Annotated in this window: 25 protein-coding genes and 1 pseudogene; 11 read left to right on the top strand and 15 right to left on the bottom strand. The window is 42.2% G+C overall.

Going from position 1 to position 25034, the window contains the following annotated elements; all coding sequences use genetic code 11:
- Positions 1-101: 101 nt before the first annotated feature.
- From F946_RS02875 to F946_RS02865, 3 genes are read right to left on the bottom strand one after another with little or no spacing between them, the layout of a single operon-like run.
- Positions 102-1109, bottom strand: a complete 1008-nt coding sequence (locus F946_RS02875) for an HlyD family secretion protein (protein WP_004978739.1) — start codon at positions 1107-1109, stop codon at positions 102-104.
- A 35-nt stretch (positions 1110-1144) separates the two neighbouring features.
- Positions 1145-1351 (bottom strand): DUF1656 domain-containing protein, encoded by a 207-nt coding sequence (locus tag F946_RS02870; protein WP_004978737.1) that lies wholly within the window; start codon positions 1349-1351, stop codon positions 1145-1147.
- Positions 1352-1353: 2 nt separating this feature from the next.
- Positions 1354-3438: an FUSC family protein gene (locus tag F946_RS02865; RefSeq protein ID WP_004978735.1), complete on the bottom strand. Its 2085-nt coding sequence runs from the start codon at positions 3436-3438 to the stop codon at positions 1354-1356.
- Between the two features lie 448 nt (positions 3439-3886).
- On the opposite strand from F946_RS02865, the gene F946_RS02860 reads away from it, so the two are divergent.
- The gene (locus F946_RS02860; RefSeq protein WP_004978734.1) at positions 3887-4657 is read left to right on the top strand and encodes an IclR family transcriptional regulator; all 771 of its coding nucleotides are present in this window, start codon (positions 3887-3889) and stop codon (positions 4655-4657) included.
- 6 nt (positions 4658-4663) lie between these two features.
- On the opposite strand, the gene F946_RS02855 is transcribed toward F946_RS02860, so the two are convergent.
- Complete coding sequence (locus F946_RS02855) at positions 4664-5296, bottom strand: alpha-ketoglutarate-dependent dioxygenase AlkB family protein (protein WP_004978732.1); 633 nt, start codon at positions 5294-5296, stop codon at positions 4664-4666.
- A 128-nt stretch (positions 5297-5424) separates the two neighbouring features.
- Between F946_RS02855 and F946_RS02850 the strand changes: the two genes are divergently transcribed.
- Positions 5425-7227 carry an ABC transporter ATP-binding protein gene (locus tag F946_RS02850; RefSeq protein ID WP_004978729.1) on the top strand — a complete coding sequence of 601 codons (1803 nt, stop codon included), beginning with the start codon at positions 5425-5427 and terminating at the stop codon, positions 7225-7227.
- A gap of 53 nt (positions 7228-7280) precedes the next feature.
- On the top strand, positions 7281-7691 hold the full coding sequence (locus tag F946_RS02845; protein ID WP_004978728.1) for a hypothetical protein: 411 nt from the start codon (positions 7281-7283) through the stop codon (positions 7689-7691).
- 107 nt (positions 7692-7798) lie between these two features.
- Here F946_RS02845 and pgsA read toward each other — a convergent pair whose 3' ends face one another.
- From pgsA to lpxO, 6 genes are all read right to left on the bottom strand, one after another.
- The gene (gene pgsA, locus F946_RS02840) at positions 7799-8386 is read right to left on the bottom strand and encodes a CDP-diacylglycerol--glycerol-3-phosphate 3-phosphatidyltransferase (protein WP_004692729.1); all 588 of its coding nucleotides are present in this window, start codon (positions 8384-8386) and stop codon (positions 7799-7801) included.
- A 106-nt stretch (positions 8387-8492) separates the two neighbouring features.
- A complete protein-coding gene (locus tag F946_RS02835; protein WP_004978726.1) occupies positions 8493-9287 on the bottom strand; it encodes a thioesterase family protein in 795 nt (264 codons plus the stop codon).
- Between the two features lie 113 nt (positions 9288-9400).
- Positions 9401-11200: an excinuclease ABC subunit UvrC gene (gene uvrC / locus F946_RS02830; RefSeq protein WP_004978722.1), complete on the bottom strand. Its 1800-nt coding sequence runs from the start codon at positions 11198-11200 to the stop codon at positions 9401-9403.
- A 160-nt stretch (positions 11201-11360) separates the two neighbouring features.
- Entirely contained in the window at positions 11361-11705 is a 345-nt protein-coding gene (locus tag F946_RS02825; RefSeq protein ID WP_004978720.1) for a DUF2185 domain-containing protein, read from the bottom strand.
- A 155-nt stretch (positions 11706-11860) separates the two neighbouring features.
- Positions 11861-12268: a PH domain-containing protein gene (locus F946_RS02820; protein WP_004978718.1), complete on the bottom strand. Its 408-nt coding sequence runs from the start codon at positions 12266-12268 to the stop codon at positions 11861-11863.
- Positions 12269-12486: 218 nt separating this feature from the next.
- Positions 12487-13401 (bottom strand): lipid A hydroxylase LpxO, encoded by a 915-nt coding sequence (lpxO, locus tag F946_RS02815; RefSeq protein ID WP_004978716.1) that lies wholly within the window; start codon positions 13399-13401, stop codon positions 12487-12489.
- Positions 13402-13880: 479 nt separating this feature from the next.
- Here lpxO and fadB point away from each other — a divergent pair, with 479 nt between their 5' ends.
- The 3 genes from fadB (at position 13881) to F946_RS02800 (ending at position 18305) form a co-directional block, all read left to right on the top strand.
- Positions 13881-16034 (top strand): fatty acid oxidation complex subunit alpha FadB, encoded by a 2154-nt coding sequence (gene fadB / locus F946_RS02810; protein ID WP_004978714.1) that lies wholly within the window; start codon positions 13881-13883, stop codon positions 16032-16034.
- A 12-nt stretch (positions 16035-16046) separates the two neighbouring features.
- Complete coding sequence (gene fadA / locus F946_RS02805) at positions 16047-17219, top strand: acetyl-CoA C-acyltransferase FadA (RefSeq protein WP_004978712.1); 1173 nt, start codon at positions 16047-16049, stop codon at positions 17217-17219.
- Between the two features lie 366 nt (positions 17220-17585).
- The gene (locus tag F946_RS02800) at positions 17586-18305 is read left to right on the top strand and encodes a YidX family protein (RefSeq protein ID WP_004978710.1); all 720 of its coding nucleotides are present in this window, start codon (positions 17586-17588) and stop codon (positions 18303-18305) included.
- Between the two features lie 143 nt (positions 18306-18448).
- Here F946_RS02800 and tehB read toward each other — a convergent pair whose 3' ends face one another.
- Complete coding sequence (gene tehB / locus F946_RS02795; RefSeq protein WP_004978708.1) at positions 18449-19318, bottom strand: SAM-dependent methyltransferase TehB; 870 nt, start codon at positions 19316-19318, stop codon at positions 18449-18451.
- A 279-nt stretch (positions 19319-19597) separates the two neighbouring features.
- Between tehB and F946_RS02790 the strand changes: the two genes are divergently transcribed.
- Positions 19598-20296, top strand: coding sequence for a YidX family protein (locus F946_RS02790; protein WP_004978706.1), 699 nt, complete (start codon positions 19598-19600; stop codon positions 20294-20296).
- Between the two features lie 57 nt (positions 20297-20353).
- Here the strand turns inward: F946_RS02790 and F946_RS02785 are convergent, their stop codons facing one another.
- The 3 genes from F946_RS02785 to F946_RS02775 form a co-directional block, all read right to left on the bottom strand.
- Entirely contained in the window at positions 20354-20626 is a 273-nt protein-coding gene (locus tag F946_RS02785) for a hypothetical protein (RefSeq protein WP_004978704.1), read from the bottom strand.
- Positions 20627-20738: 112 nt separating this feature from the next.
- Positions 20739-21488, bottom strand: a complete 750-nt coding sequence (locus F946_RS02780; RefSeq protein ID WP_004978702.1) for a hypothetical protein — start codon at positions 21486-21488, stop codon at positions 20739-20741.
- Positions 21489-21634: 146 nt separating this feature from the next.
- The gene (locus tag F946_RS02775) at positions 21635-22150 is read right to left on the bottom strand and encodes a hypothetical protein (RefSeq protein WP_004978700.1); all 516 of its coding nucleotides are present in this window, start codon (positions 22148-22150) and stop codon (positions 21635-21637) included.
- A gap of 236 nt (positions 22151-22386) precedes the next feature.
- Here F946_RS02775 and F946_RS02770 point away from each other — a divergent pair, with 236 nt between their 5' ends.
- Positions 22387-23070: a DsbA family oxidoreductase gene (locus F946_RS02770; protein ID WP_004978697.1), complete on the top strand. Its 684-nt coding sequence runs from the start codon at positions 22387-22389 to the stop codon at positions 23068-23070.
- A gap of 104 nt (positions 23071-23174) precedes the next feature.
- On the opposite strand, the gene F946_RS02765 is transcribed toward F946_RS02770, so the two are convergent.
- Positions 23175-23375 carry a dodecin family protein gene (locus F946_RS02765; protein WP_004978694.1) on the bottom strand — a complete coding sequence of 67 codons (201 nt, stop codon included), beginning with the start codon at positions 23373-23375 and terminating at the stop codon, positions 23175-23177.
- A 459-nt stretch (positions 23376-23834) separates the two neighbouring features.
- On the opposite strand from F946_RS02765, the gene F946_RS17220 reads away from it, so the two are divergent.
- The 3 genes and pseudogenes from F946_RS17220 to F946_RS17215 form a co-directional block, all read left to right on the top strand.
- Positions 23835-23996 carry a hypothetical protein gene (locus tag F946_RS17220; protein ID WP_004692748.1) on the top strand — a complete coding sequence of 54 codons (162 nt, stop codon included), beginning with the start codon at positions 23835-23837 and terminating at the stop codon, positions 23994-23996.
- Between the two features lie 275 nt (positions 23997-24271).
- Positions 24272-24451 (top strand): hypothetical protein, encoded by a 180-nt coding sequence (locus tag F946_RS02760; RefSeq protein WP_017397192.1) that lies wholly within the window; start codon positions 24272-24274, stop codon positions 24449-24451.
- Positions 24452-24461: 10 nt separating this feature from the next.
- Positions 24462-25034, top strand: a pseudogene (locus tag F946_RS17215) (hypothetical protein); the annotation flags it as partial.

Raw genomic sequence — 25034 nt, 5'->3', positions numbered from 1 at the left:
TGACATGGTTTTTATGACTGGAGTCGGATCTCAACACATCAAATAGCGTTCAAAAAAAGCATCCTCATTGGATGCTTTTTTTGAAATGAACAGAGGTCAATTTAGTGCTGTGACTGGGTAATATGTACTGTCACGGTTCGCCCCGCGACAAAGGCCAATTCATTTTTCGGAATATCATCCAGTGCAATTTTCACAGGAACGCGCTGCGCTAAACGCACCCAACTAAAGGTTGGGTTTACATTGGCCAATAAACCTGTACTTGTGGTTCGTTCACGATCTTCAATGCCTGAAGCAATCCCCTGCACATGCCCTTTTAAGATGTTTGAGTCCCCCATCAACTGTACAGTAGCGGGCGCACCCAAATAAATTTTATTTAATTTGGTTTCTTCAAAATAACCGACCACATAAAGCTGCGAGCGATCTAATAGCGCCGCTACCGCCTGCCCCACTTTGACATAATTCCCTGCTTTCATCTCAAAATTAGACAGTGTGCCATCGGCTGGTGCTAGGACTTCGGAACGGTTCAAGTTTAATTCAGCCAAATGTAAATTACTGGTGGCTACATCGATTAACGCCTGTTGCTGCGCAATATTGGCTTTAGCCTGCTGAATCGCCGCTTGCATTTGTTCATGTTCAGCATGTGATTGATCTCGTACGGCAAACATCTGATCTTGTTCTTGCTTTGATATAGCACCATCCATCAAATTGGCATAGCGTTCTGCATTTTTATCGGCCAAGTGACTATTGGCTTGTGATTTGGTCAAATTGGCTTTGCTTTGAAACAGCTCCGCTTCGGCAGCAGCCAAACTGGCTTTGGCTTTAGCCAAGTCTGATTTGGCTTGTTCCACATCAAGCGCCTGACGCGCCACATCAATTTTAAACAGCACCTGCCCTTGTTTGACGCTTTGATTATCATGCACTAAAACTTCTGTGACTAAGCCTGATACATCGGAAGACACTTGAATCACATCACCACGAACCCGCCCATCACGTGTCCACGGTTCAGCATTATAATAATGCCAAAGATGCACGAGCACTGCGATCGCGATACCCACAATCAGCACTAAAGTGATGGGACGGCTCAGTTTACGCCAATCAAAGGATGCCATTTCTTTTACCTCATTCATTTCAATCAGATGTGTGCTTAGGCAAAGCTTACGATAAAACCCCAATGGACCATGCCAAGCACTGTAATGTAGAGGCATAAATAAAAAATACTGGGTAAAAAAATCCAGCCTTTGTCGACCCAAGGATCGATCATCCGCATGAGTAACCGTAATACGATGTAAGCCAATACCGCCTGAATGACCAAAACTGGCACATACACACCATAGATATTAAGTTCACCCATCATTATGCTCCCAGCAAACGGACTTGAGACATTTCGCCCCATGTCGCATGACAGAGACTGCTTTGAATATTATTCAGTGAAACTTGCAAACGCCGAGCAATATTCTGGTCTTGCAGCTGTATAAGCTCGGCCTGAATGATCTGAATTTTGTCCAAAATGTTTTGTCTGACCTGTAGGTCGCTATGGTCTAATTCTTTAGCGTAGAAATAAGCATCCATTTGGCTTTGTAGTTCTTGTAGATGCAGCGTGATAGAGGCCTGCACAGGCATTTTTTCAATCAGTTCTTGCACCCGAGTTAAATCAATCACCGCACTGGATTCAATCAAGGCCAAATTGATTTTTTGCTTCAAGCGATCGGACTGTACCAACTTGGTATTCAGTACGCCTATCCGATCCAACATACTGCGCAAATGCACTCTAAATTCCACCCCATAAGGCAAGTAAAGCGCTTGTCGTATTGCTTTATAATGTAAAGACAGGATGCGCTTGGCGGTAATGTCTGGCGACATCGCACGCACCAAATGAATCACATAGACAGAAATGATGGGGCCAAGTACCGTCCCAATCGATGCATCAAAAAACATCACTTGATCAAGGTGATAACGGTTTTGCAGGTTTAAGCCCATGACCACACCCATTATCAAAGGTAGCGCTAAACCTGTGAGTGGTGGGTGTAAAAACAGCATCAGACAGTACATACAAAAAGGGGCCAACACCACAGCCAACATCCAAAAAGCGCTAATGTGCGGAAAGATGCCATAAGCATAAATAAAGACAATAATCGCCGCATACAGACTGGCACGGATAAAGATTTTTAAGGCAGGAACAGGATTGTCCATACTGGTCAAAATACAGGCACAAATAGCGGCCATCTCTGCCATCATAAAACCCGCTTTCCAACCACTGACAATCCAAAAGCCAGTCGCCACAAGCACCACAATAAAAGCTGAAATGCCGCCACGCACGGCTACGCCATGATCTCGATGTAAGTTGTTGGGATAGTTTGTACTAATCGGGGTCACGATTGCGGGTAAGCTGTCATCCCCTTGTTGGATACGCTGCCAAATCAGCTTAATGGCACGTATATTTTGGGTGAAATGACGCACATCCATTTTTAAACTGGCCAACATGACTTGCTGCTGTGGCAAGGCACTGTCAAATACGGCTTGGAAACTTGACTCAAACTGCTCAGGTAGCTGGTTTAAGTCCTGCTCTAAAATGACCTGATCACTTTGTAAAAATTTTACAATCTGTGCATGCGCCTTTTCTAAAGCTGGACGGTAGCATGCGTCAATGTGATCTAACTGCTGAATTCGCTCGGCCATGGCCACCAAGTTCGTCACCAACATACTGAGTTGATGCAGCATTTCTTGGAGCGGTTTGGTCATGCCCTGCAAGGTCGATTTTTCATAGCTCAAGTGCACGGCCATCACATGAATATCGGCAATATCCCGCGTGATATGACTAAGCGTAGTGCTGTAATTAATGGCCTTAACATCATCTGTCAGGATCTGATCAAAAACCGCTCGGGTGTCTTGAAAAGTCTGTGAAACACGGGTTTTGACTACGGGACCAATATGCATGGGAAACAGTACCGCATTCACCACTGCACTACACAGTACTCCCACCGTGATTTCAATACAGCGACCAATCGCCATATCAAACATGGAGGTGGTTTCAATGTTATAGACAATGTTGTAGCAAATAATGACCGTAGTATAGCCAGCCAACATAAAAATATAGCTACGCGGCGTCCGATCCAACAATGAAAAATATAGACAAAACCCGACCCATGTGGCTAAAAATAATGTGAACAATTCAGGAGTGTTGATCAGGTTTGGCGTGACTGCAATCGAAACAATCGCTCCCAGCAACGTTCCCAACACCCGATAAAGACTTTTTGAGGAGGTCATACCCGCATATGGGTTTGCGATGACGAAGACCGTTCCAATCGCCCAAATGGGATAAGCCAAATCTAATGAAAATGCGACATAAAGTGAAAGCATGCCTGCCAAAAAGGTTTTCGTCGCAAAAATCCAGTCCAATTTATTTGGACGGAATGCGAGTAACTGTTTGGTGAGGAACATAAATTCATCTCTAAATGCGCTGAATGACAACATTTAAACAACTCTTCAACACAGCATTGCTCAGACAAACAGCATCACTTCGTCCTCACCTCATGCGAAGACGGATGAAAAAATGATTCAAATAAATGAAGTCTTTTACAGACATGGTCAAAGACAGCGCCATGTTGAAAGGAAAGAAAATAGCTCAATAAATAACAAAATCATTATTCATTAAAAGACATTTATAATGACAATCTTTCCAAAAATATGGATTTTTGTCAATTAAAATATCTTAATATGATAATTTACATGTTTTTAAGATCATATTTCACCCTTTTTATTGCGTTGCAAATGCTGATAAAAGTCCACGAAAGCCATGTGTCCAGAACGAAAGCCATGTCGAGTCTAGGGTTTTTGTTATATAGTAACTGTCGTTCAAATGGCATTTATTTTGACTAAGTAGGTTCTTATGGCACTTTCAAGTTTCGGTAAAATTCTCACTGTCTTAGACCTCTTTTCTGTGTCACGCCCGATTATCAATGTCGATATCATCAGTGCCGAACTGGGGCTATCACAGCCCACCAGTTACCGTTATTTAAAGGAATTGGTATCTGCAGGACTTTTACAGCGCTTAAGTGGAACCAGTGGTGACTATACTTTAGGCTCTCAAATTGCTGTTTTGGACTATATCTCTCGAACCACAGACCCACTCTTACAAATCAGCATTCCTTTTATGCAAGACATCGTTGAGCGAACGGAGTTTTGCTGTATCCTCACCCAGCTCAACGCAGAGCACTGTATTGACCTATATGGTGAAGTCTTTAAAGACCTTGAGTTATTTTCTTATGGGCGCGGTTGCCCACGTCCGGTGTATTTGGGTTCATCGCCTAAAGTAGTGATTTCACAGCTCAGCAAAGCCAAAATTATTGAATATTATCAAAAATTTTCGGATCAGTTAGTCGAGGTCAATTTTGCCGCGAGCCAAGATGAATTTTTACAGAAAATGAAAGCCATTAAGAAACAGGGCTATTATTTTTCCAATGGCGAGTTTGACCCCAACCTTGCCAGTCTGTCTGTACCAGTCAAATTTTCACCCAAAGATACACCGTTGGCACTGACCTTATTGGCTTCGAAAAATCGGTTTGAATTTGTCGATCTGAAAAAAATGGTTGAAATATTAAGACATAGCGCCTTACAGATCGAACAGAAATGCCATCTATTGCATAATATTGAAGCTTAATTTTACTTAGCGTTGAAGCGTTGGATAGAAATAGCGAAAGGTTAAATTCAGACGCGGCTCAGTGATTTTACTGGATTTCATCAAAGCATGTTTCCAGTAGCGCTGGGTCTGTCCACGCATCACGATTAATTGCCCGCTGTGCAACATCAGCTCGATTTTTTCCTGTTTAAACTTGTGCTTAAAGCAAAACTTACGGGTTGCACCAAAACTGAGTGAGGCAATCACCACATTTTCTTGCTGCGGCGAACGTAGTGAAGGCTCATCATCACTATGCCAGCCCACGGCTTGGCTGCCATTTTCATATAAATTGGCTAGACATGAGTTAAATGAATGTCCCACCAATTGCTCAATATGTTGTTTTAAACGAAACAAAGCGGGATGCCATAACTGTGCTTGCTTGGCACTACCCGAATAGTGATATTGGTACTCGGCATCGCCATACCACACCACTTTTCGCTCCGTGACATAACGTTTGCCATACAGTACGACTTCGTCAGGTCGCCATGCCAAATGTGCTAAAAAATAATCCAAATATTTCGTACTTTGCTCCGCAGTTAAAATCAAGCCCAAGTCCTGCACCTGCCCATCGAATGGGAGCAAGTTTGCTTGCGGTTCAGGGCTAAATAGATCTAAGGTCATGACTTTTCCTCCTCTGTAAACAGTTTAACTGAATTCAGAACGACACAAATCAAAACAAAGTCACAGCTTGTCGCCTAGCCTCCTTATGCATACACTCATGTGAACTTTCACAATAAAAAGAAGCATGTATGAACCTTTGGCAGTTGTTTCAAAAGCTTCGCCCCTTTGTCCGCCCCTATCGGATATTGGTGATTGCGACCTTGATTCTGACGCTGATTGGTTCCTTCACCGCGCAGGTCAATGCCCTGACTTTGCAATATGCCGTCGACAGTATCAACCGTCTGGTCGAACAAGGCCAAGGACTGACCGAAGGCCTCCATATTTTGATCACCATTTCTGTGATTTTACTCAGCAAAGAAGTCATTAGTGCCTTGGTCCAGTTTGGTCAAAAGTTTTATGGGGAAAAGCTCCGCATTCTGGTATCGCAAGATTTGGCGCAAAGCATTATCGAAAAATTTCTCAGCTACCGTTTGGCCTTTTTTAATGCCGATCAGAACCAAGCAGGTAAGCTACAAACGCGGATTGACCGTGGCATTGGCTCACTCACCCGTCTGGTACAAATCTTTTTTATCGATATTTTGCCACTTTTTAGCAGTGCCATTGTGGCACTCGGGCTGATGTACTATGCCAACTTCTACGTCGGTTTAGTGGCGACCAGTATTATCCCGATTTACTTTTGGTTGACCTTTCAACAAGCTAAGAAACTGGGCGGATGGCGACGTAATTTGCGTGATGGCCGTGAAAAAAAGAGCCAAGGCATTCTCAGTATTATCCAGTCGATTAGCGTGATTAAGTCCTTTAACCGAGAGTCCATTGAGTCGACCAAACAACTGAAACTGCAAAAAGCACTGACCGATAACCAGATGCAAACGCGTCAGCTCAGTTTCTTATTTGATGGCTTAAAGACCTTTATTGAACAAATCGGGATTGTGTTGATCATTATCCTCACGGCGTACTTTGTGCTCGATGGACAAATGAGTATTGGTATGATCATGTTTCATATTTTGCTGTTCAATAATGTCTCCGCCCCAATTCGTTCATTGCACCGTATTTATGATGAAGTGAATGATGCGATGATTTACGCGGAAAGCTTTTTTAAGATTTTAGAAGCAGATGATGAAATCGAGCAAAATGGTACGCTCAAACCCACAATTCAGGGTAAATTTACCCTAAAGAATGTCGATTTTTTCTATCCGAATGGTCACCATGCGCTTAAACAAGTCAACATGGAAATTCGACCAAATAAAATCACAGCGTTGGTGGGCTTATCTGGTGCAGGAAAATCCACTTTAATTAGCCTATTAGATAAATTTTATCGGCCCGAAGCCGGAAAAATTGAGCTCGACGGAATTGATTTACAAGACATCGACACCGCCTATTTACGCGATCATATTGGCCTTGTCTTACAGAAAAATCACATTTTCCAAGGCAGTATTTTAGACAATATTCGTTATGGAAAAATCAATGCCAGTGATGAAGAAGTCTACGCTGCCGCAGAAAAAGCCTCTATTCATGAACAAATTTTGCAGTTACCCGCAGCTTACCAATCTGACGCACTGATGCTTTCAGGTGGACAACAACAGCGCATTGCACTGGCACGTATGTTCCTCAAAGACCCACCGATTATTTTTCTCGATGAACCGACCGCCAGCCTCGATGCGATTGCTAGCGAACAAATTAAACATAGCCTCGATGAGATCAAACAAGGGCGAACGGTGATTATTATTTCGCATAGTTTGTCACAAATTATCGATGCCGATTATACCTATGTCATGAAGGAAGGCTGTATTGCTGAACATGGAGAACATGAAGCGCTGTACCGTCAGGATGGGGTCTATAAGGAAATTTTCGATGCCATGGCCAAGAGCCTCAATATTGAAAAAATTGCCAAGACTTTTGAAGATGATACTGAGGAAGAAACGCATAGTTAGTTCTGGCATAATTTTTTAGAACTAGAATAGGCTTATTAAATAAAGAGTTAAATATGAAAACCGATTTCGAAAAACTATTAGAGAGCAAACATATGCTTGAATTTTTATCTCCCAACCCCTTTGAAGAGATTTTAAATTCAGTTACTAACATGTTTATCCAGCAATCCCCAAGTGTTCAACTGCTTCAATTTAAAATCGCTGGTGACCCTGATTGGTTAAGTGGTGCAAAACCAGCTGACCATCGGAATGATGTGATTTTAGTTCGAACAGGTTTTGCCGTCATGTGTGACTTTTCACTTCAAGATAATGAGGGAGTTTATGATTTAAAGGGTGTATTTACTTGGGTCGGTGCAAATTTAGATAATAAGCCCATCACTAAAATGTGGATGGATCTGGATGGTCATTTAAACGAATTTGGAAAAGATGGGAAACTTCAAGCAAGAATCTACGAACTGGATGCATAAATAACTGATCAAAATGCGGCTATAAGTAAAATTTTTACATTGATATATGCCAAATCATCAAACAAAAACTCCAGCAATTTTGCTGGAGTTTTAAATATAAAAAATACTTAAGGCTGTTTTAAGTAAGGCCAAGCCGCTTTGAGGTAAATAAACATCGACCACAAAGTCAAAATTACCGCGGTATACAACAATGCATAAGCCAACATTTCAAGCGGCTGCCAATTCAGTAAGAACACGGTAATTGCAATCATTTGAAAAGCGGTTTTATATTTCCCGACCGTAGACACAGCTACATTAGTACGTGCACCCAATTCTGCCATCCATTCACGCAGTGCTGACACCGTAATTTCACGGGAAATAATCACAATCGCCGCAAATGCCATCGAAATTTCTGGTTTCCACTGCACCAACACGATCAGTGCGGCTGCCACCATCAATTTATCCGCAACAGGGTCTAAGAAACGCCCAAATGCAGAGGTCTGATTTAAAGTACGCGCCAAATAACCATCGAACCAATCTGTCACCGCTGCAACGACAAAAATAGACGTCAACAAAATATGACGAGACATACTTACCGCTTGTTCAGCGATACCCATTACAGGGGGCCAATAGGCCACCAACAAAAAGACCGGAATCAAGGCAATACGCGCCAAGGTCAAGATATTAGGAATATTCAGGATGCGACCTGTAGTCATAAACACCGCCCGTTGTTTCCCTCATGTACGATGAAAATGCACACTTTTTTGAGGTTTAATCCATCGTTAATAGCGCCCACTTTATACGAATTGACCTGAGGTGTCACTAGGCAAACACGGTAACTGTTTGACGTGAAATTGCAATTAAACGATTCTGATCATCCCACAAATAGGCTGCTTCGGTGGAATATCCATCCGCAGCATATTGCGTTTCAACGCGGTACTTCATCCAATCGTGTAACTGATTTTTCAGCGGATGCACATAGGTCAAATGCCATGTTAGCGAACTGGCGGGTGCCATACTTTTAAACATCGGTAGCACCCCTGGTGGCCAAATATCCATCGACACCATGAGGTCTGCTACGGTCATGTCTCGATTTTCATGTAAGTCTGGATTAAAGCGATACCAGCCAGAAAAGTCAGGCTTTGGGCTGGCTGTACATGGATACTGCCCTGTCACCCAAACCATATCCAGCTGCTTAAAACACTCAGGTGCAAGCGGGTGATGCGGCGCTGTTGTAAGACCATCAACCGATGGAAACGCTGGCGCTACAGGTTCTTGATGCACATGGATACTCGATTCACGCTGTGTCCCGAAGCTTGCCACCAAAATACTTTGGACCGCATCATCTTGCCATAAACGTACTTCCAAGGTGGTAACCGACTTACCTTGACGTAGAATCTCGCTGGTTAAACGAACTTTGGCCTGTTGTACTGGGCCAACAAAAGTCACGCTACAACTGAGTAAATGTTTCGTGTCATCGGCAAGAGTCAACAATGCTTTTTGCATCATTAACCCTGCGACCAGTCCCCCATAAATCGTGCGTCCCTGTAACCAACCTGTAGGAACATCAAGCGATTCTTGTTCTGCTAAAGCTTGATAACTGTGTTGAAGTGACATGTGGCATCCTTGTTTTAAATTCCGTCCATATCTTTACAACACAATTCAACCAATGTGAATGATCAATGACCCATGCGTCAATGAGCACTTTTGCCAACGCAGTGGATGCGGTTCTATTCATGCAAGACTTTATAAATGGTTCGGGCCATCACTTCGCCCAAACCGGGGACTCCGGTTAAGTCTTTCTCGGAAGCCTTTAACACCCCTTGAATCCCGCCAAAATGCGTCAACAAATCGCGGCGTCGTTTCGGCCCCAAACCCGGAATTACTTCCAAAATCGATGAACCACGTTTTTTATCACGTTTAGCTCTGTGCTTGGTTATCGCAAAGCGATGTGCCTCATCACGCACCTGTTGAATCAAATGCAACGCTTTATGATCTTCAGGCAACTGAATTTTAGTTCCATCGGTAAAGTGTAGGGTTTCAAGGCCCGGTTTACGCCCCTCGCCTTTTGACACCCCAACCATAAAGGCCTCTAAACCCAGCTCTTGCATGACTTCCATCGCCATATGCAACTGCCCTTTGCCACCATCAATCAGCAGTAAATCAGGCAGCATAGCTTTTTTATAACGACGAGTCAGCGCTTGGCGCATTGCGGCATAGTCATCACCAGCGGTAATGTCTTGAATTGAAAACTGACGATAATCACGCTTACGAATGCCGCCACTGTCGAATACCACACAGGAAGCCACGGTTTCTTCACCCATGGTATGTGAGATGTCAAAACATTCGATCCGATCAATCGGACGTCCCACCACTTGTTCAAGTTGATGGAAACGCTCATTCAGCTCAAAGTGATTGGCCAATTGCCCTTTGATCGCATGCTGCACATTCATCTGTGCCAGCTCTAACCATTCTGCACGTGTTTCACGCACGCTATGTTTAATCTGTACTTTCTTATCAAACTGTTGTTGTAGCGCCTGTTCCAGTTCTTTTCGATCAGGCAATTCGACATTTACAATCAACTCACTGGGTACTTCATCTGCCACTTGGAAATAAAAGTTCGCTATGAAGTCAGCCAGCATTTGCCCCAAATCATCTCCGAGCATATCTGGGAAGTAACTTTTACCTCCGAGCATTTTCCCGTTACGCACATGCATAATCTGCACACAGGTCACTCCTGCCTGATAGGCAATCGCTAAAATATCGGCCTCACCTTTGAGCTTATAAATAGCTTGTTGTGACTGGACATCCCGCAGTAATGCCATACGATCACGGTAAAACACCGCTTTTTCAAATTCTAGGGCTTCGGCCGCTTGCTCCATTTTCGCAATCAGTTCTTGATTCAGCTCTTTGGTGTCCCCTTGTAAAAAACGAATCGAGTTATCGACATCATTTTTATACTCTTCAGGGCTAATGAGTCCCACACACGGCGCTGAACAACGTTTAATTTGATACTGCAAACAAGGACGCTTACGCTGTGAAAAATAGCTATTTTCACACTGACGAACATTAAACAGCTTTTGCAAAACCAACAAAGTATCCCGTGCATTATAAGCGCTCGGATACGGTCCAAAAAACTTTCCGACTTGGTGTTTGCCTTTGCCTCGACCCGATGCAATCCGTGGATACGGTTTGTCGGCAGAGACAAAGATATACACATAGGACTTATCGTCCCTGAGCATGATGTTATAGGGTGGACGGTGCAGCTTAATCAGGTTTTGTTCAAGCAGCAGTGCTTCAGTTTCGGAACGAACAACTAAGGTTTCGATGTCATAAATACGCGCCACCAAAGCCTGCGTCTTCGGGTGCTCAATGGTTTTGACAAAATAACTCGAGACACGATTTTTTAAATTTTTCGCTTTGCCCACATACAGCAGTTCACCGTCTTTACCGAGCATGCGATAAACGCCCGGCAGTGTGGTCATATTGGCTAAAATTTTTTCGATATGTTCTCGTGCGTTTTCGTTCACAGGGTTCCCTAATTTTCTCGGCTCGCCGTCAACTGTTTTGCTTAGGCTTAGCCTTTGATCTGTCTTTTAGATTGGGCATGTCTGACGCATTTCAAGCACATGAAAGAGCATTTCAAAACCAGTCTGGCTGGCAAAAGACGTTGATGCTGAGGTTGAAGGCTTACTCCAGATCCATCGCTTCAAAATCGATCCGTTCAAACACACCTTGCTCATTGCGGGCAAAGTGACTTCCCGCAGGCGCATTTAAGTAAGCAATGATGTCCGCATCATAGTTGGCAATCACATTGACCTCATAAAAACCTAAATTTTCAGGGTCTTCAATATAGTCATCTCCTTCTTCACCCGATAAAAAGACCCAACCACTTTCATCGCTAGATTGTGCTTCTTCACGGTACATGTAGGCCACTTTTAGGCCTTGCACCGTAATCATACCTGATGCGATACAACTTCCCATATGCGGTACTAAAGTTTGAATTTGTGTCGGACTCAATTGATACGACTTCATAAGCATATCCTTCAACGGCAAGTAGACGTTTTGCATGTGGAGGTTTGTGGGATGAACAGAACTCAAGTTCATTTTACTTTAGTCCTCACGGCATATTTGAGCAAGGCTTTCACTCGCTTAGGCCCGTAAAGCATACAACGTGCCTCAGACTGTATTTATGACAATTTTAACGCAGCTTTAAACGCGACTTTGTCTTTCGGTGACACCAAGATGGTTTTGGTTTGGCCCTGTTTCAAGTATTCAATCTTTAGACGGTCTAGAGACAAAGCCGGTGAACTGATGGAGTTATCTGTTTCAGAAACCGACTGTATCGCGCTTAAGGGAATGATCCATTTAAAACAGAGACTGCGAATTGTCAGTTGCTCCTGATCGACCACATAGCGGGTACTCCACAGCGGCCACCACAGCAAAATAATCGTCAAAGCATAGACCACAACGAACAAAAGATTTTGCATCACAATGCCTTTGCCATAGGTGGTTAAAATCAATTGGGCCAACAGGCCTGACATCGCAATAATAAACCCCAAAAACCACCAGTCCATCTTCGAACGAAACTTTTGCACCTTGAAACCTCATGCTTTATCTAAGTTATAAGTTGCGATCTTAAAAATGACACAGATACGCGCTCATGTTGTTTTTAGTTTTAACTGGATAAAGCATAAAGCCATGTGTGGTTCGAATCCACTGTAAGCCTTGAAATAAATAGAAAAATCAAAAGGGCAGATAGACTTCCCCCTTTTCTGTCCAAATAAAAAATGTCCCTCAGGGCGTTTAATGTGCTTTAAAACACATAAGGTCGAACAAAGATCAGGAAGAAAATTCCGAGCATCAGGAACCACTTTAAGAAGTAGTACAGTTGACGGTTGGTTTTCTTCAAAGCTTTGGCTTTGATCCGCACTTGATAGACATAACCAAAGACTTTATTCAGCCCACCCGTTTGATCCCCTGCTTCATTTGGAGAGCTGGCAGCGGTCATCACTTTTTTACCAAACCAGTGATTGAAACGTTCCATAAAGCGTGTCTTTAATGGACGCTCGACATCGGCAAAGAAAATAATGCGGTTTTGGTCGGTCTTATTTTCTGCATAGTGAATATAAGTTTCATCAAAGACCACACTTTCACCATCGCGCCATGAATAGCGCTCACCATCCACATCAATAAAGCAGCGGTCATCGTTCGGTGTGATCAGCCCCAAGTGATAACGCAATGAACCCGCATAAGGGTCACGGTGACGAACCAAACGGCTGTCTGGTGCTAGTTCAGTAAACATCGCGGCTTTAATGGTCGGCAAGGTTTTCAGCAACGCCGTCGTTTTTGGACAAAGTTCAGCGGCTGACGGATGCGCAGAGTCATACCATTTCAGATAAAAACGCTTCCAGCCTGTTTTGAAAAAGGAGTTAAACCCCAAGTCATCATAACTACTCGATGCTTTAATTCCGCCTTTTTCATATAAAGCTTTTGCTTCATCACGAATCATTTCCCAGTTTTCATCCAACACTTTTAAATCTTGAAAATGCTGTGTGTCGATATACGGCTGATTCGGCACCTTTGAAAACATGTACATGAGGTAGTTAATCGGCGCAAGAATCGTTGAATGATCGAAAAATTGACGATAAAACGAGTGACGAACCTTCCCACGTTGCTGAATATAAAATGCAGAAAGAATAAAAATCGCCAGAATGATCCACTTAATCATATGAAAACCTGGAAACCAAAGAAAACGAAATAAAAGAAAAAGACCGGTATTCGGTCTAGACTGCAAATTGTAACATAGGCTGCAAAGTACGTCCTATTTCCAGCTTTTCATCACAAGTTTTCATTCTGTTTGGGTTTACCTGCAAGTGCAGCATTGACTAAATTGCCAAAATCGGCTCAAAGGTTGACTTGAAATATAAGGACGCTGTCTAATCGTTTTTTGATCGCTCATCCATAAAAAATCTTAAACGAAACAAAAACTTCACTCTATTTAGGCCGCATTATTCAAAAATACATCACGCAAGCACACGAAATAATTGAATAAAAATAGATGACCCTTGCGTCACGGCTTGATACAACTTGTTATGTTCTTTTTCGATATAGTTATCGTAAGATTGGCGGAGCATAGATGTACGTAGGAATGACGTACTCGCTTCACAACATCAACTTAGAAGTCCTCCAAAATAAAGGAGATCAGGCATGATCCACGCTGGCAATGCCATTACCGTCCAAATGCTTTCGGACGGAATTGCAGAATTCCGCTTTGACTTACAAGGTGAGTCGGTCAACAAATTTAACCGTGCAACGATTGAAGATTTCAAAGCTGCAATTGACGCTGTTAAAGCAAACGGTGACATCAAAGGCTTAATCGTTACTTCGGCTAAATCTACATTTATCGTTGGCGCAGATATTACTGAATTTGGTGCAAACTTCGCTCAAGGCGAACAAGCGATTGTGGATTGGGCATTGCCTGTTCACGACATCTTCAACGCATTTGAAGATTTAGAGATTCCTAAAGTTGCAGCGATCAATGGTATGGCATTGGGCGGCGGCTTTGAAATGTGCCTCGTGTGTGACTATCGTGTGATGTCAGAAGCGGCTCAAGTCGGTCTTCCTGAAATCAAACTGGGCATCTTCCCTGGTTTCGGTGGTACGGTTCGTTTAAGCCGTCTAATTGGTATCGACAATGCAGTTGAATGGATGGCCATGGCTAATCCTAAAAAACCTGCTGCGGCACTGAAAGACGGTGCGGTTGATGCGGTTGTTGCTGCAGACAAACTACAAGACGCTGCGATTGACTTGGTTAAACAAGCCCTTGCTGGCCGTGTAGACTGGAAAGCAAAACGTCAGGAAAAACTTGACCCTGTTAAATTGAACCCAATCGAACAAATGATGGCGTTCAACTCGGCAAAAGGTGCGGTACTTGCAAAAGCAAATCCTGCTCAATACCCTGCGCCTAAACTTCTTCTTGACTCATTACAAGCAGGTGCAAGCCTTCCACGTAATGAAGCACTTCAAGCTGAAGCGGCTGGTTTTGCAAAAGCAGCGATTACACCACAAGCAAATGCATTAATTGGTCTATTCATCAATGACCAAGTGGTGAAGAAAACTTCGAAGAAATATGAAAAAGGTGCACACCCTGTCAACCAAGCGGCTGTATTGGGCGCGGGTATCATGGGTGGTGGTATTGCTTACCAAGCGGCAAGCAAAGGCACACCAATCATCATGAAAGACATTGGTAACCCGCAACTTGCTTTGGGTATGAAAGAAGCCAATGGCTTACTGACCAAACAAGTTGAACGTAAGAAGATGAAACCTGCTCAAATGGGTGAAACTCTTGCGCGCATCCGTCCGACTTTAAGCTATGACGAGTTTAAAGAAGTGGACATCGTGATTGAAGCAGTAACTGAAAATCCAAAAGTAAAAGGCATTGTACTTGCTGAAACTGAGAAGAATGTTCGTGACAACACGATCATTGCTTCAAATACTTCAACCATTTCAATCACACGTTTAGCTGAAAACCTACAACGTCCTGAAAACTTTGTCGGTATGCACTTCTTTAACCCAGTACACATGATGCCATTGGTAGAAGTGATCCGTGGTGAGAAGACTTCGGCTGAAGCGATTGCGACCACGGTTGTTCTTGCTCAGAAAATGGGTAAAACACCAATCGTTGTGAACGACTGCCCAGGTTTCCTTGTAAACCGCGTCTTGTTCCCTTACTTCGGTGCATTTGACCTTCTATTGAAAGACGGTGCTGACTTCCAACAAGTCGACAAAGTGATGGAAAAATTCGGCTGGCCTATGGGTCCTGCTTACCTAATCGACGTTGTTGGTATCGACACGGGCGTTCACGGTGCAGAAGTCATGGCTGAAGGTTTCCCTGACCGTATGAAGCCAGACTTCAAAGGTTCAATCGAAATCATGTACGAAAACAAACGTTTGGGTCAAAAGAACGACGTTGGTTTCTACAAATACGAACTTGACCGTAAAGGCAAAAAAGCCAAAGTGGTTGATCCAACTGCGTATGAGCTTGTTGCTACTGTGGCAACTGCAGAAAAACGCGAGTTTGATGCTCAAGAAATCATTGACCGTATGATGCTTGCTTTCTGTAACGAAACTGTTCGTTGCCTAGAAGACAACATCGTAGCGACTGCTTCTGAAGCAGACATGGCGATGATTATGGGTGTAGGTTTCCCTCCATTCCGTGGTGGTCCATGCCGTTACATCGACCAAACTGGTGTTGCTGAATACGTTGCACTTTGCGACAAATACGCACACTTAGGTAAGGCTTATGAAGCGCCACAAATGTTGCGTGACATGGCTGCTAACAACAAAAAATTCTACGGTTAAGGAGCAACGTGAATGGCTACTTTAAATCCACGTGACGTTGTCATCGTTGATGGCGTACGTTCAGCAATGGGTAAAACCAAAAACGGTATGTTCCGCAATGTACGTGCTGACAGCTTATCGGCTGAATTGGTTCGTGCTTTAGTTGCTCGTAACCAGTTTGACACCAATGAAGTTGAAGACCTGATCTGGGGCTGTGTAAACCAGACTTTAGAACAAGGTATGAACATTGGCCGTAACATTGGTTTATTGGCTGACCTTCCAAAAACTGTGGCAGGTCAAACGGTTAACCGTCTTTGTGGTTCATCTATGCAAGCGCTTCACACCGCTGCTGCACAGATTGCAACCAATCAAGGTGATATCTTCATCATCGGTGGCGTAGAGCACATGGGTCACGTCGGCATGATGCACGGCATCGACCTGAACCCTGAAGCGTCTAAGCACTATGCAAAAGCGTCTAACATGATGGGCTTAACGGCTGAAATGTTAGGTCGTATGAATGGTATTTCACGTGAAGAACAAGATGCGTTCGGTGTTGAATCTCACCGCCGCGCTTGGGCTGCAACGCAAGAAGGTCGTTTCAAAAACGAAATCGTAGGTGTTGAAGGTCATGATGCCAATGGCTTCAAAATCCTTTGCGACATCGACGAAGTGATTCGCCCAGATGCAAACCTTGAAGCATTCAAAGGTTTACGTCCTGTATTTGACCCGAAAGGCGGTACGGTAACAGCTGCGACTTCTTCAGCTTTGTCTGATGGTGCATCTGCAATGTTGTTGATGTCTGCTGAACGTGCTCAAGCTTTAGGTCTTAAGCCACGTGCTGTGATTCGCTCTATGGCGGTTGCAGGCTGTGACGCTGCGATCATGGGTTATGGTCCTGTACCTGCAACTCAAAAAGCGCTTAAACGTGCTGGCTTAAGCATGGCGGATATCCAAACCATCGAGTTAAACGAAGCATTTGCTGCTCAAGGCTTATCAGTGATGAAGGGCTTAGGTGTTTATGAGAAGCAAGACATCATTAACTTAAATGGTGGCGCGATTGCACTGGGTCACCCATTGGGTTGTTCTGGTGCACGTATCACAACGACGTTGTTAAACGTGATGGAACAACAAGATACGCAAATTGGTCTTGCGACCATGTGTATCGGTTTGGGTCAAGGTATCGCGACGATTATCGAACGTGTTTAATATTTAGTTAAATACTGAGATAAAAGAAACCCCGCTTATTGCGGGGTTTCTTTTATTAAGCAAAGAGTAAATACTATTTACTTAAACTTAAAGCGGTTATCTAAAATAAACTAACAGATAGAAAGTTCAAGTTTCAAAACTGAATCATAAGTTGAATAAACATCTTATTTACTATCTTACAAAGCCAAAACATTCATTAAACCTCTTACCTCTATTCGACTTTTTCTCAGAAAATCTGATCTTTATACAGTCTTAGAACCATTCCTAACGAAGCGCATCAATTCAATAATGAGGACTAAAATTCTAGAGTTTCAGAAGTTTTTGCTTTATGGTATGACCTAAAATATAACAGTCTTTTACATAACAATGAAAATTAAACCATTTTATTCCCTTTTGACGATCGGCTACCTTTGTACTTCACTTTTCCTCACAGGTTGCATTGCTAATAAAGAAATTGGGCATCACTCCCGTAGCTTATTTCAAAAATACGAGGCTAAATACGAATGGGTAACCTTACTTGAAGACGATGTGATTGCATTTGGCAAACTGTCTAAAGTACTTCCGAACGAGCCAACTGATAGCATTGTAGTTGCAGGAAATAAATACAGTTACCTCATCAATAAAGGCGGTGCGGATTTTATTGAACTCATTAGCCAACTCAATCCGCAATATATCCATATCAATCGTGAACTTGATTTCTATTCTTCTGGGCTCAACAGCAATAAATTTAGCGGCACTTTTAAATTTTCTTATGTACCCCCCAATGGAATATTAAGTCCAGAAGAACGTTTATTATTCAAAAAATATGGTGTTGCACCATGTAATTGCTCTAAGGCAGAGCAGCAAGATCATCTATTTAGTTTAGAAATTTCAGGTACGATTTATCCCAAAATTGAGAATGCCACGGATCTAAAGCCCTTAAGTCATCCTTATAAAGTACGTATCATGTATTACGACAATCAAAGTGGCTATATTAAAATGTCTCGTCGTGAAAAATTGTCTGCAATACCGCTATTACCTTTAACAATCGCCATCGACATTATTCAATTGCCTCTGAAAGCTTTAGACATTACTTATCAACCTTAATTACTCACATCATCACATTAAATAGACTGTCTTTTTCTGAATATAAGAACAGTCCATCTAACTTAAGGAAGTGACCAAAGACTTTCGAGTATTTAATTAATGAGTTGAATACAAAACCTATTCAACTCAAACAATTAAAAAGCTCATACTTCAATTTTCTGCGCCAACAAGGTCGCAAAATGCTGCTTAATCCGATTGCCCTGCTCATCGACTCGATGTAACTCACCTACATTTTCATTATATTTAGCAATGTTCCAACCCTCATACAAAGCACTTAACTCTCCTGCTTTAAACGCAAATGGAAAGTCAGCCTGCGCAGGAATATCATCGGTATCCATCGCACAAACAATCAAGTTAAATCCATTCACTTTAGTTGCTTGCTGCATCTGCGCAATCAGCGGTTTCACCGTTTTGGCTTCTAAAAACATCATCACTACCGTACAGCAAATAAAGTCGTATGTACCTGTAATGCTTGGGTCAGCATTGAGGTCACGCTGTTGCACATGAATCTTTTGAATACCTTCGGTATCTATTACCTGCTGTAGTTTTTGCAAACTTTGCGGATTCACATCCCAAGCATCCACTTCAAAGCCCTGCTGACTTAAGTACAGCGAATTTCGCCCTTGTCCACAGCCAACATCCAAAGCCTGACCGCCGTGCAAATACGGCGTAGCAGCCAAAATTTCTGAATGTGTGGGTGAAAGCTGATATTTCTTATAAAAATAATCCTGCGGGGTACAGTAAAATTGCAGCTGACACGCTATGTCGTCGCTGCTCGAAACAATTTTGTGCCATGCTTGAGGCTGAATAAATGGTGGCTGTTGCTCAGCTGTAAACAGATGTTCAGATTGCACTTGACCAGCCTCATCTAAAAAAGCAAAGCTCAACTCACCTTGATAAATCTTTAGCTTGGCCCACGTACCTGCTTTGGTATTGTGTTGATTTTTAAACCCTTGTGGAATGGTCTGCGCAGTCCACACAGGAAGTTCTTTATAACAAATCAAGTCTTGCATCAGCCGATTCCCACCCTTGTTATGACGTATTCGCCAGTCCATCGTTTTTATCGAAACTTGTATGATCATAGCCAGTTCATGCCCAAATGAACATTCATTCAGTATCTAAAACAGCAGATGGATAAAAAATAAAATCTGTTGCCACGGCATTGAGCGACTCCTAGAACGTTCATGACTTTAAAATTTTGAGCTTTGGCGACTTTTTGAACATTTTAATGATAGGCTTAAAGACAATAAAAATTCAGCTTAACTATATTTCAAATGAGTCGGAGTCTATCGATGTTTGCATCACCTTTAAAAACCATCATTTGCTTAGGCGTCATGGGAACATTATTCACAGGCTGTGCCACCAAAACCCTGATGACCAAAGACAATAAAACCTATACCCGTACCAACAAAGTGACCTTGATTGAAGACCAAGTGGTGGCTTTTGGCAAACCTGCTCAGCCTCTGCCAAATTTACCTGCGCATAGTTTAGTGATTGCAGGCCAACAAAAAAGTTATGTATTGACCCAAGGTGGGCCTCAATTTGTCAGCTTGATTGGGAAAGTGGACCCGAAAAATATTCAAGTGACCCGAGAACTAAGTTTCTATTCAGAAAAGAATGATGGTCATTTCACAGGGACACTACCACTGTCTTATGTGAAACTCAAAGAGGACATCAGTAAGAAAGATCTGGAATTTTTTATTGAAAATGGCGCGAAGGAATGTTCAAGTTCCAGTGATGAACGCATGTTTGCGCAGCGTTTCTGTTTCGAGATCAAACTGGCAGGTGTGGTTTACCCTGCGGCGAACAATTTAGCGTCGTTAAAAGCTTTGAGTAAGCCTTATCAGGTGAGCATTTATACCCATCAAGAGGAAAGTTATAAATCGAAGTCGGGTATGAATCCTTTTGAAAAATTAGTGTTACTGCCTTTTGCAGTCGCAATTGATGTGGTCAGCCTGCCATTCCAAGCAGCCGATAAAATTTTTGATTAAGACAATAAAAGCACAGCGCCTAGAACGGATCAGGCGCTGTGCTTTTCTGTGAAGGATTTAAATTAAGAGCTCGCCCATCAACCAAGCCATATACTTTTCTTTGTCCATAAAGTCAGGCGCATTGCCCGTATCTAGACTGAAATACTGTTGGTTAAACTGAATCACGATTTGTTCGGTGTGGTGCCAGTCTTCAATCATTTTGAAATATTGGTTGAAGAAAAAACGATTCTTCCCCCAGTTGCTTAAACGTTCTAATTTTGGATAGTTTTTATTTTCTACAAACTCACTATACACATGCTGAATATCATCAAAAACGTGTATGGTTTTCATGACTCACCTGCCTGCACTGAAAAGTCGTCATCGTTGTGATGCTTTTACTCTAGCAGCCTATTTTGAACAACAGATGACAGTCCGCTTACACAACTGTCATCTTTGCACGGTGTTATAACTTCTGTTCTACCTCTTTTTGGGTCTGTTTTTCGACCTGCTGCATTTGGCTATTTAAGGCTAAAATCTCTTTATACAGCGCATTAAACTGCTGTAGTGGGACATCTTCATAAAACATAAAGGTGTTATTTTTCTTTTCCCATTGGTTATTTTTCAGCACTAAGAAAATTTGATCTGCCTTGGCTAAATTCTGCTGTTCAAGACTAAACAGGCGGGTAGCTTCATGGCTTTTTTCACTGGCTTTCATGCTGTCGGTCAGTTGATGGCGGAACCGCGAAGATATTGCTAAATCTTTGGCCTGAGCAATGGCCTCTTTTTGACGTTGTTCAACCTGCTGTGCATAGCTCTCAACAACAGTATGTACGTCTTTCAGCATTTGCTCCGTTTCAGCATAATTGTTCTTTTTGTCTTTGCTTAATCGGTCAATATTTAAAAATTGATCCCAATTTAAGGCTTTTAAATCTCGCAGATATTGATTACGCGCTTCGGCATTTTGCAGCATATGACTGAGCACAAACTCCGCCATAATTTGATAGTCACCTGTCAGACGTGGGTCTTTCACATCGACTTGAATCGGTGTAGTCCAATCTTGAGCTTGTTTGTAAATTTGTTCGGTCTTTTCATACAGCACCGTTTCATAGCGTTGTAGCTGCTCCTGCTCTTTTTGTTGTTGAGAATACTGATAAAACATCCAACCAAAAACAGCACTGGTCGCAAGAACTAAAATCAACACGATACGTCGCATGTTCAGCTTCCTCTTCATTTCTTTTCATCATAGCAAATAAAGGCACATGATCAATATTTCAACATATTATCGATCTTTGAGGATGCTAAGCCCGTACCTTCCCCAAGTGGATGAGGAAGTACTGGCGATAAACAAATAAAAACGTGTTACTTCGCTGGAGCTATTCTCGGCTGCTGACTATTCTGTTGAATCCCTTGCATAAAATTCCGATCAATCTGCCCAATCGAAATTTGTTCACGGGCAATTTGTACATTGGTCGCATTACGGTCAATGCCAAATGGCTGCAACATGATATACAAACCTTCAGTTGGATTAGACGACTGCAAACCAGCGGCAATGTTTAAGACATGTTCACGTAACAAAGGTGGCACAGAATTTAGATCTGCGGTGACCGCAGGTGGCAAAATATCGATGTTTTGAGTAATGGTCGGATCGACCACAAAAGACTGTGCATCATCCTGTAACTGAACGATACGGTGCTGCAAGGCTTTACGAATATTTTCATCCTGTTGATAAGGAATCACGCCCGTTTCAGCACGTAGCTCTGATTCCGCCATGGTTTTAAAAGTCGGTAGACTCACAATCTCACCATTGGCTTGCAGCAAAGTCGGCATAAAAAGAAGAGCGTAACAAAAAACGGGAAGAGAATTTAAAAATTTCATAAAACAATCCCAAACGATAAGAGATATAAAAAGGCATGCTCAAACTGAGCGCCTTAACCCTATTGTATATTTTTCGATCTTTATGCTGCGTAGTTGTCAGATAAACGGTCAAACCCAAAGGGTTCAACTGATTGAATCCATAGCGAAACCGCTTTTTTTAATGGCCCTGCTTTAAATTTTATAACTCATCCCCATCATTTCCTTAATTGCTCTTTTTACTATTTTTGAGAACTCGCATGCGTGTAGATATTTGGTCAGATGTTGTTTGTCCTTTTTGTTATATTGGCAAAAAACGTTTAGAAGCGGCGGCTGAACAAGCTGGTGTTGAATTGGAAGTGCACTGGCACAGTTTTGAACTGGATCCAGATGCACCAGTACGCCAAGAAATTTCGAACTCAGAACGTCTCGCACTAAAATATGGTCGCACAGTCGCTGAAGTTGAAGAGATGCAACGTAATATTGCCAAAATGGCTGCGGAAGAAGGTATTGAATTTAACTGGGAAAATGCCAACTCAGGCAACAGTTTCAATGCACACCGTATAATTCACCTTGCTCAAAGCCATGGTTTAGGCAATGAAGCTGAAGAAGCCTTTTTCTTTAGCTATATGACGCAAGGTTTACCGATTGGTGAACGTGAAACCATTGAAGATGTGGCCTCTCGTATTGGCTTAAACCCAGTTGAAGTAGATGATGTGCTGGATTCTGACGAATACGCAGATTTCGTGAAGTTTGACCAAGAAGTGGCGCGTGAACAACTGAAAGTAACAGGCGTGCCTTTCTTTGTTTTCGATCAGCGTGTGGCTTTAGCGGGTGCACAGCCGCGTGAAGTCTTTTTACAAGTCCTTGAAAAAGCACAAATGCCAACAGAAGAAAATAATGCGGCACAGTGTTCCGATGAGTCTTGTGAAACACCCAAATAATCATAAGGATACTGGTTTCAGACCTTAACTGAGCCCTATCTATAGATGAGAAAATCCCCGGCCTGCGGGGATTTTTTTATATGTTAAAAAAAATGGATTTATGTTTAATCGACCAAGAAACTAATTTTAAGATTGACCCGATATTCTACAATTTGGTTGTCCTTAATCACCACTTTTTGTTCATTGATCCAAGCACCTTGAACATTCTTCACCGTCTCAGTGACTTTTGCGATCCCTGTCTGAATCGCATCTTCAAAACTTTTCGCACTGCTTGAATTGACTTCTACCACTTTTGCAATGGCCATCTGTTTGTCCTCAGCTATTGTTGTTTTTGCCTGTTCATCTTAGGTGAATTTTTAATCAAAAATAGATGACTTAAACATTCCACAGCAAAAACTTACACAGTATGCACAATCAAAAGACTTCAAAATGATGAATATTTAAACAATTAATCATGTAACTCCAAGTCCTTTTTCAGGTCTCATTTCAGACAAAAAAGTCCTACTTTCAAGCTTCATTTCAAACTTGAAAATCTAAATTTTCACTTTAAATTTAAACAGCTTAGCACTGGAGTAAAAACTCTATACCAGACTAGAGTATTTATTCTAATTAATTGTTTTTTAACAATAAATGAACTCGCCATTCATCTTTTAATAGCCTAAACCAGCGCTTAAATCGATCATTTTTTGATATTATTCATGCGAAATTTATCTTTTTAAAACTCCCAGTCTCCTTAGTGAGACCTCCTTTTTAGAGGAAATATCATGAACGCTGTTAAATATGCTTTGGCTGTCGCTGTAATGGCTCTTTCTGCAACTGTTTCTGCACAAGTTGTTTTTGTTCCAGATTTTCCTGTAAAAAAACCAGCAGACACTCAAACGGCAACGGCTGATGCTCCTGCGGCTGCACCACACCAAGAAGCGTAATTTGTGCTGACTTGGTCAAAAATAGGCAATGTTGATTGCCTATTTTTTTGCCCAAAATTGCAAAGAACTGACAAAAAATTTCAGCTATGAACCCTCTAGGGCAAAAATATTTAATTCAATCTGTGCTGAAATCGAAATTATCTACATTTTTCACAACCCTTTTCTCGTATCAAGAGCAGAATAATTTTTGCCTATTTATTCTTTTCTAATTATGATCAAACAAGAAGACTGAACTCCAAAACCAATAAATTAAATGCACTCAATAGCACATGCCTATGCAAAATTTACAAGCCCTTATCCAAGGTCGTATTACGCCCCAAGCCATTGACCTTGATCAATTGATTGCTTTCGCACAGCAGTATACGCAGCCAACTTCAGCCGAATATAAATTACTTGAACTGGCCATCAATATGGTTTTGGCAAGCTACTTGGAACAAGCACAAAAACAACTTTAGAGTTCAGCGCATGAAAGCAATCGAAAAAGCACTGCTGATCAAAGAACTGCATCAATTGATTGATGGTTTGGAGCATCAACCTCTGTCTTTTTTTGAAATTGCTCGCTCGAAAAAACGCATCCGTGAAATCTTTTCACTCTGTGATGAACCTATTTTCCAAAAACAACTCGAAGCCTATAAGGCGCTGACTCAGCCTCAAGCGGCGGCTGAACGCTGGATACAACAAAGCCCCTACCAGCATGCCTATATTGGACTGTTTCAATATGAGTCTGCTTTAAGCGATGCCTTAAAACAGCAGGCGGCTTTCGCATGGGGTGTTTTATATAAATCAGGTTTAGGTTGGCAAATTGCTTTTCAACGCACTCCAGCTACCCTGTATAGCAGCCCATGGCACATAAAGTTTGAACACGCTTACCAATGGTTTTTGAGTCATGTACAAAGCGTTCAACAGCCCGACAACGCACATTTTCTCGCGACACCACAAACATCCACAGAAGTTGCAGAAGTTGCAGAAGTTGCAGAAGTTGCAGAAGTTGCAGAAGTTGCAGAAGTTGCAGAAGTTGCAGAAGTTGCAGAAGTTGCA

The sequence above is a fragment of the Acinetobacter johnsonii ANC 3681 genome (assembly GCF_000368805.1).
Lineage (GTDB): Bacteria > Pseudomonadota > Gammaproteobacteria > Pseudomonadales > Moraxellaceae > Acinetobacter > Acinetobacter johnsonii.
The sequence above is the reverse complement of the archived record's forward strand: the minus strand, read 5'-3'. Positions and strand labels throughout refer to the sequence as shown.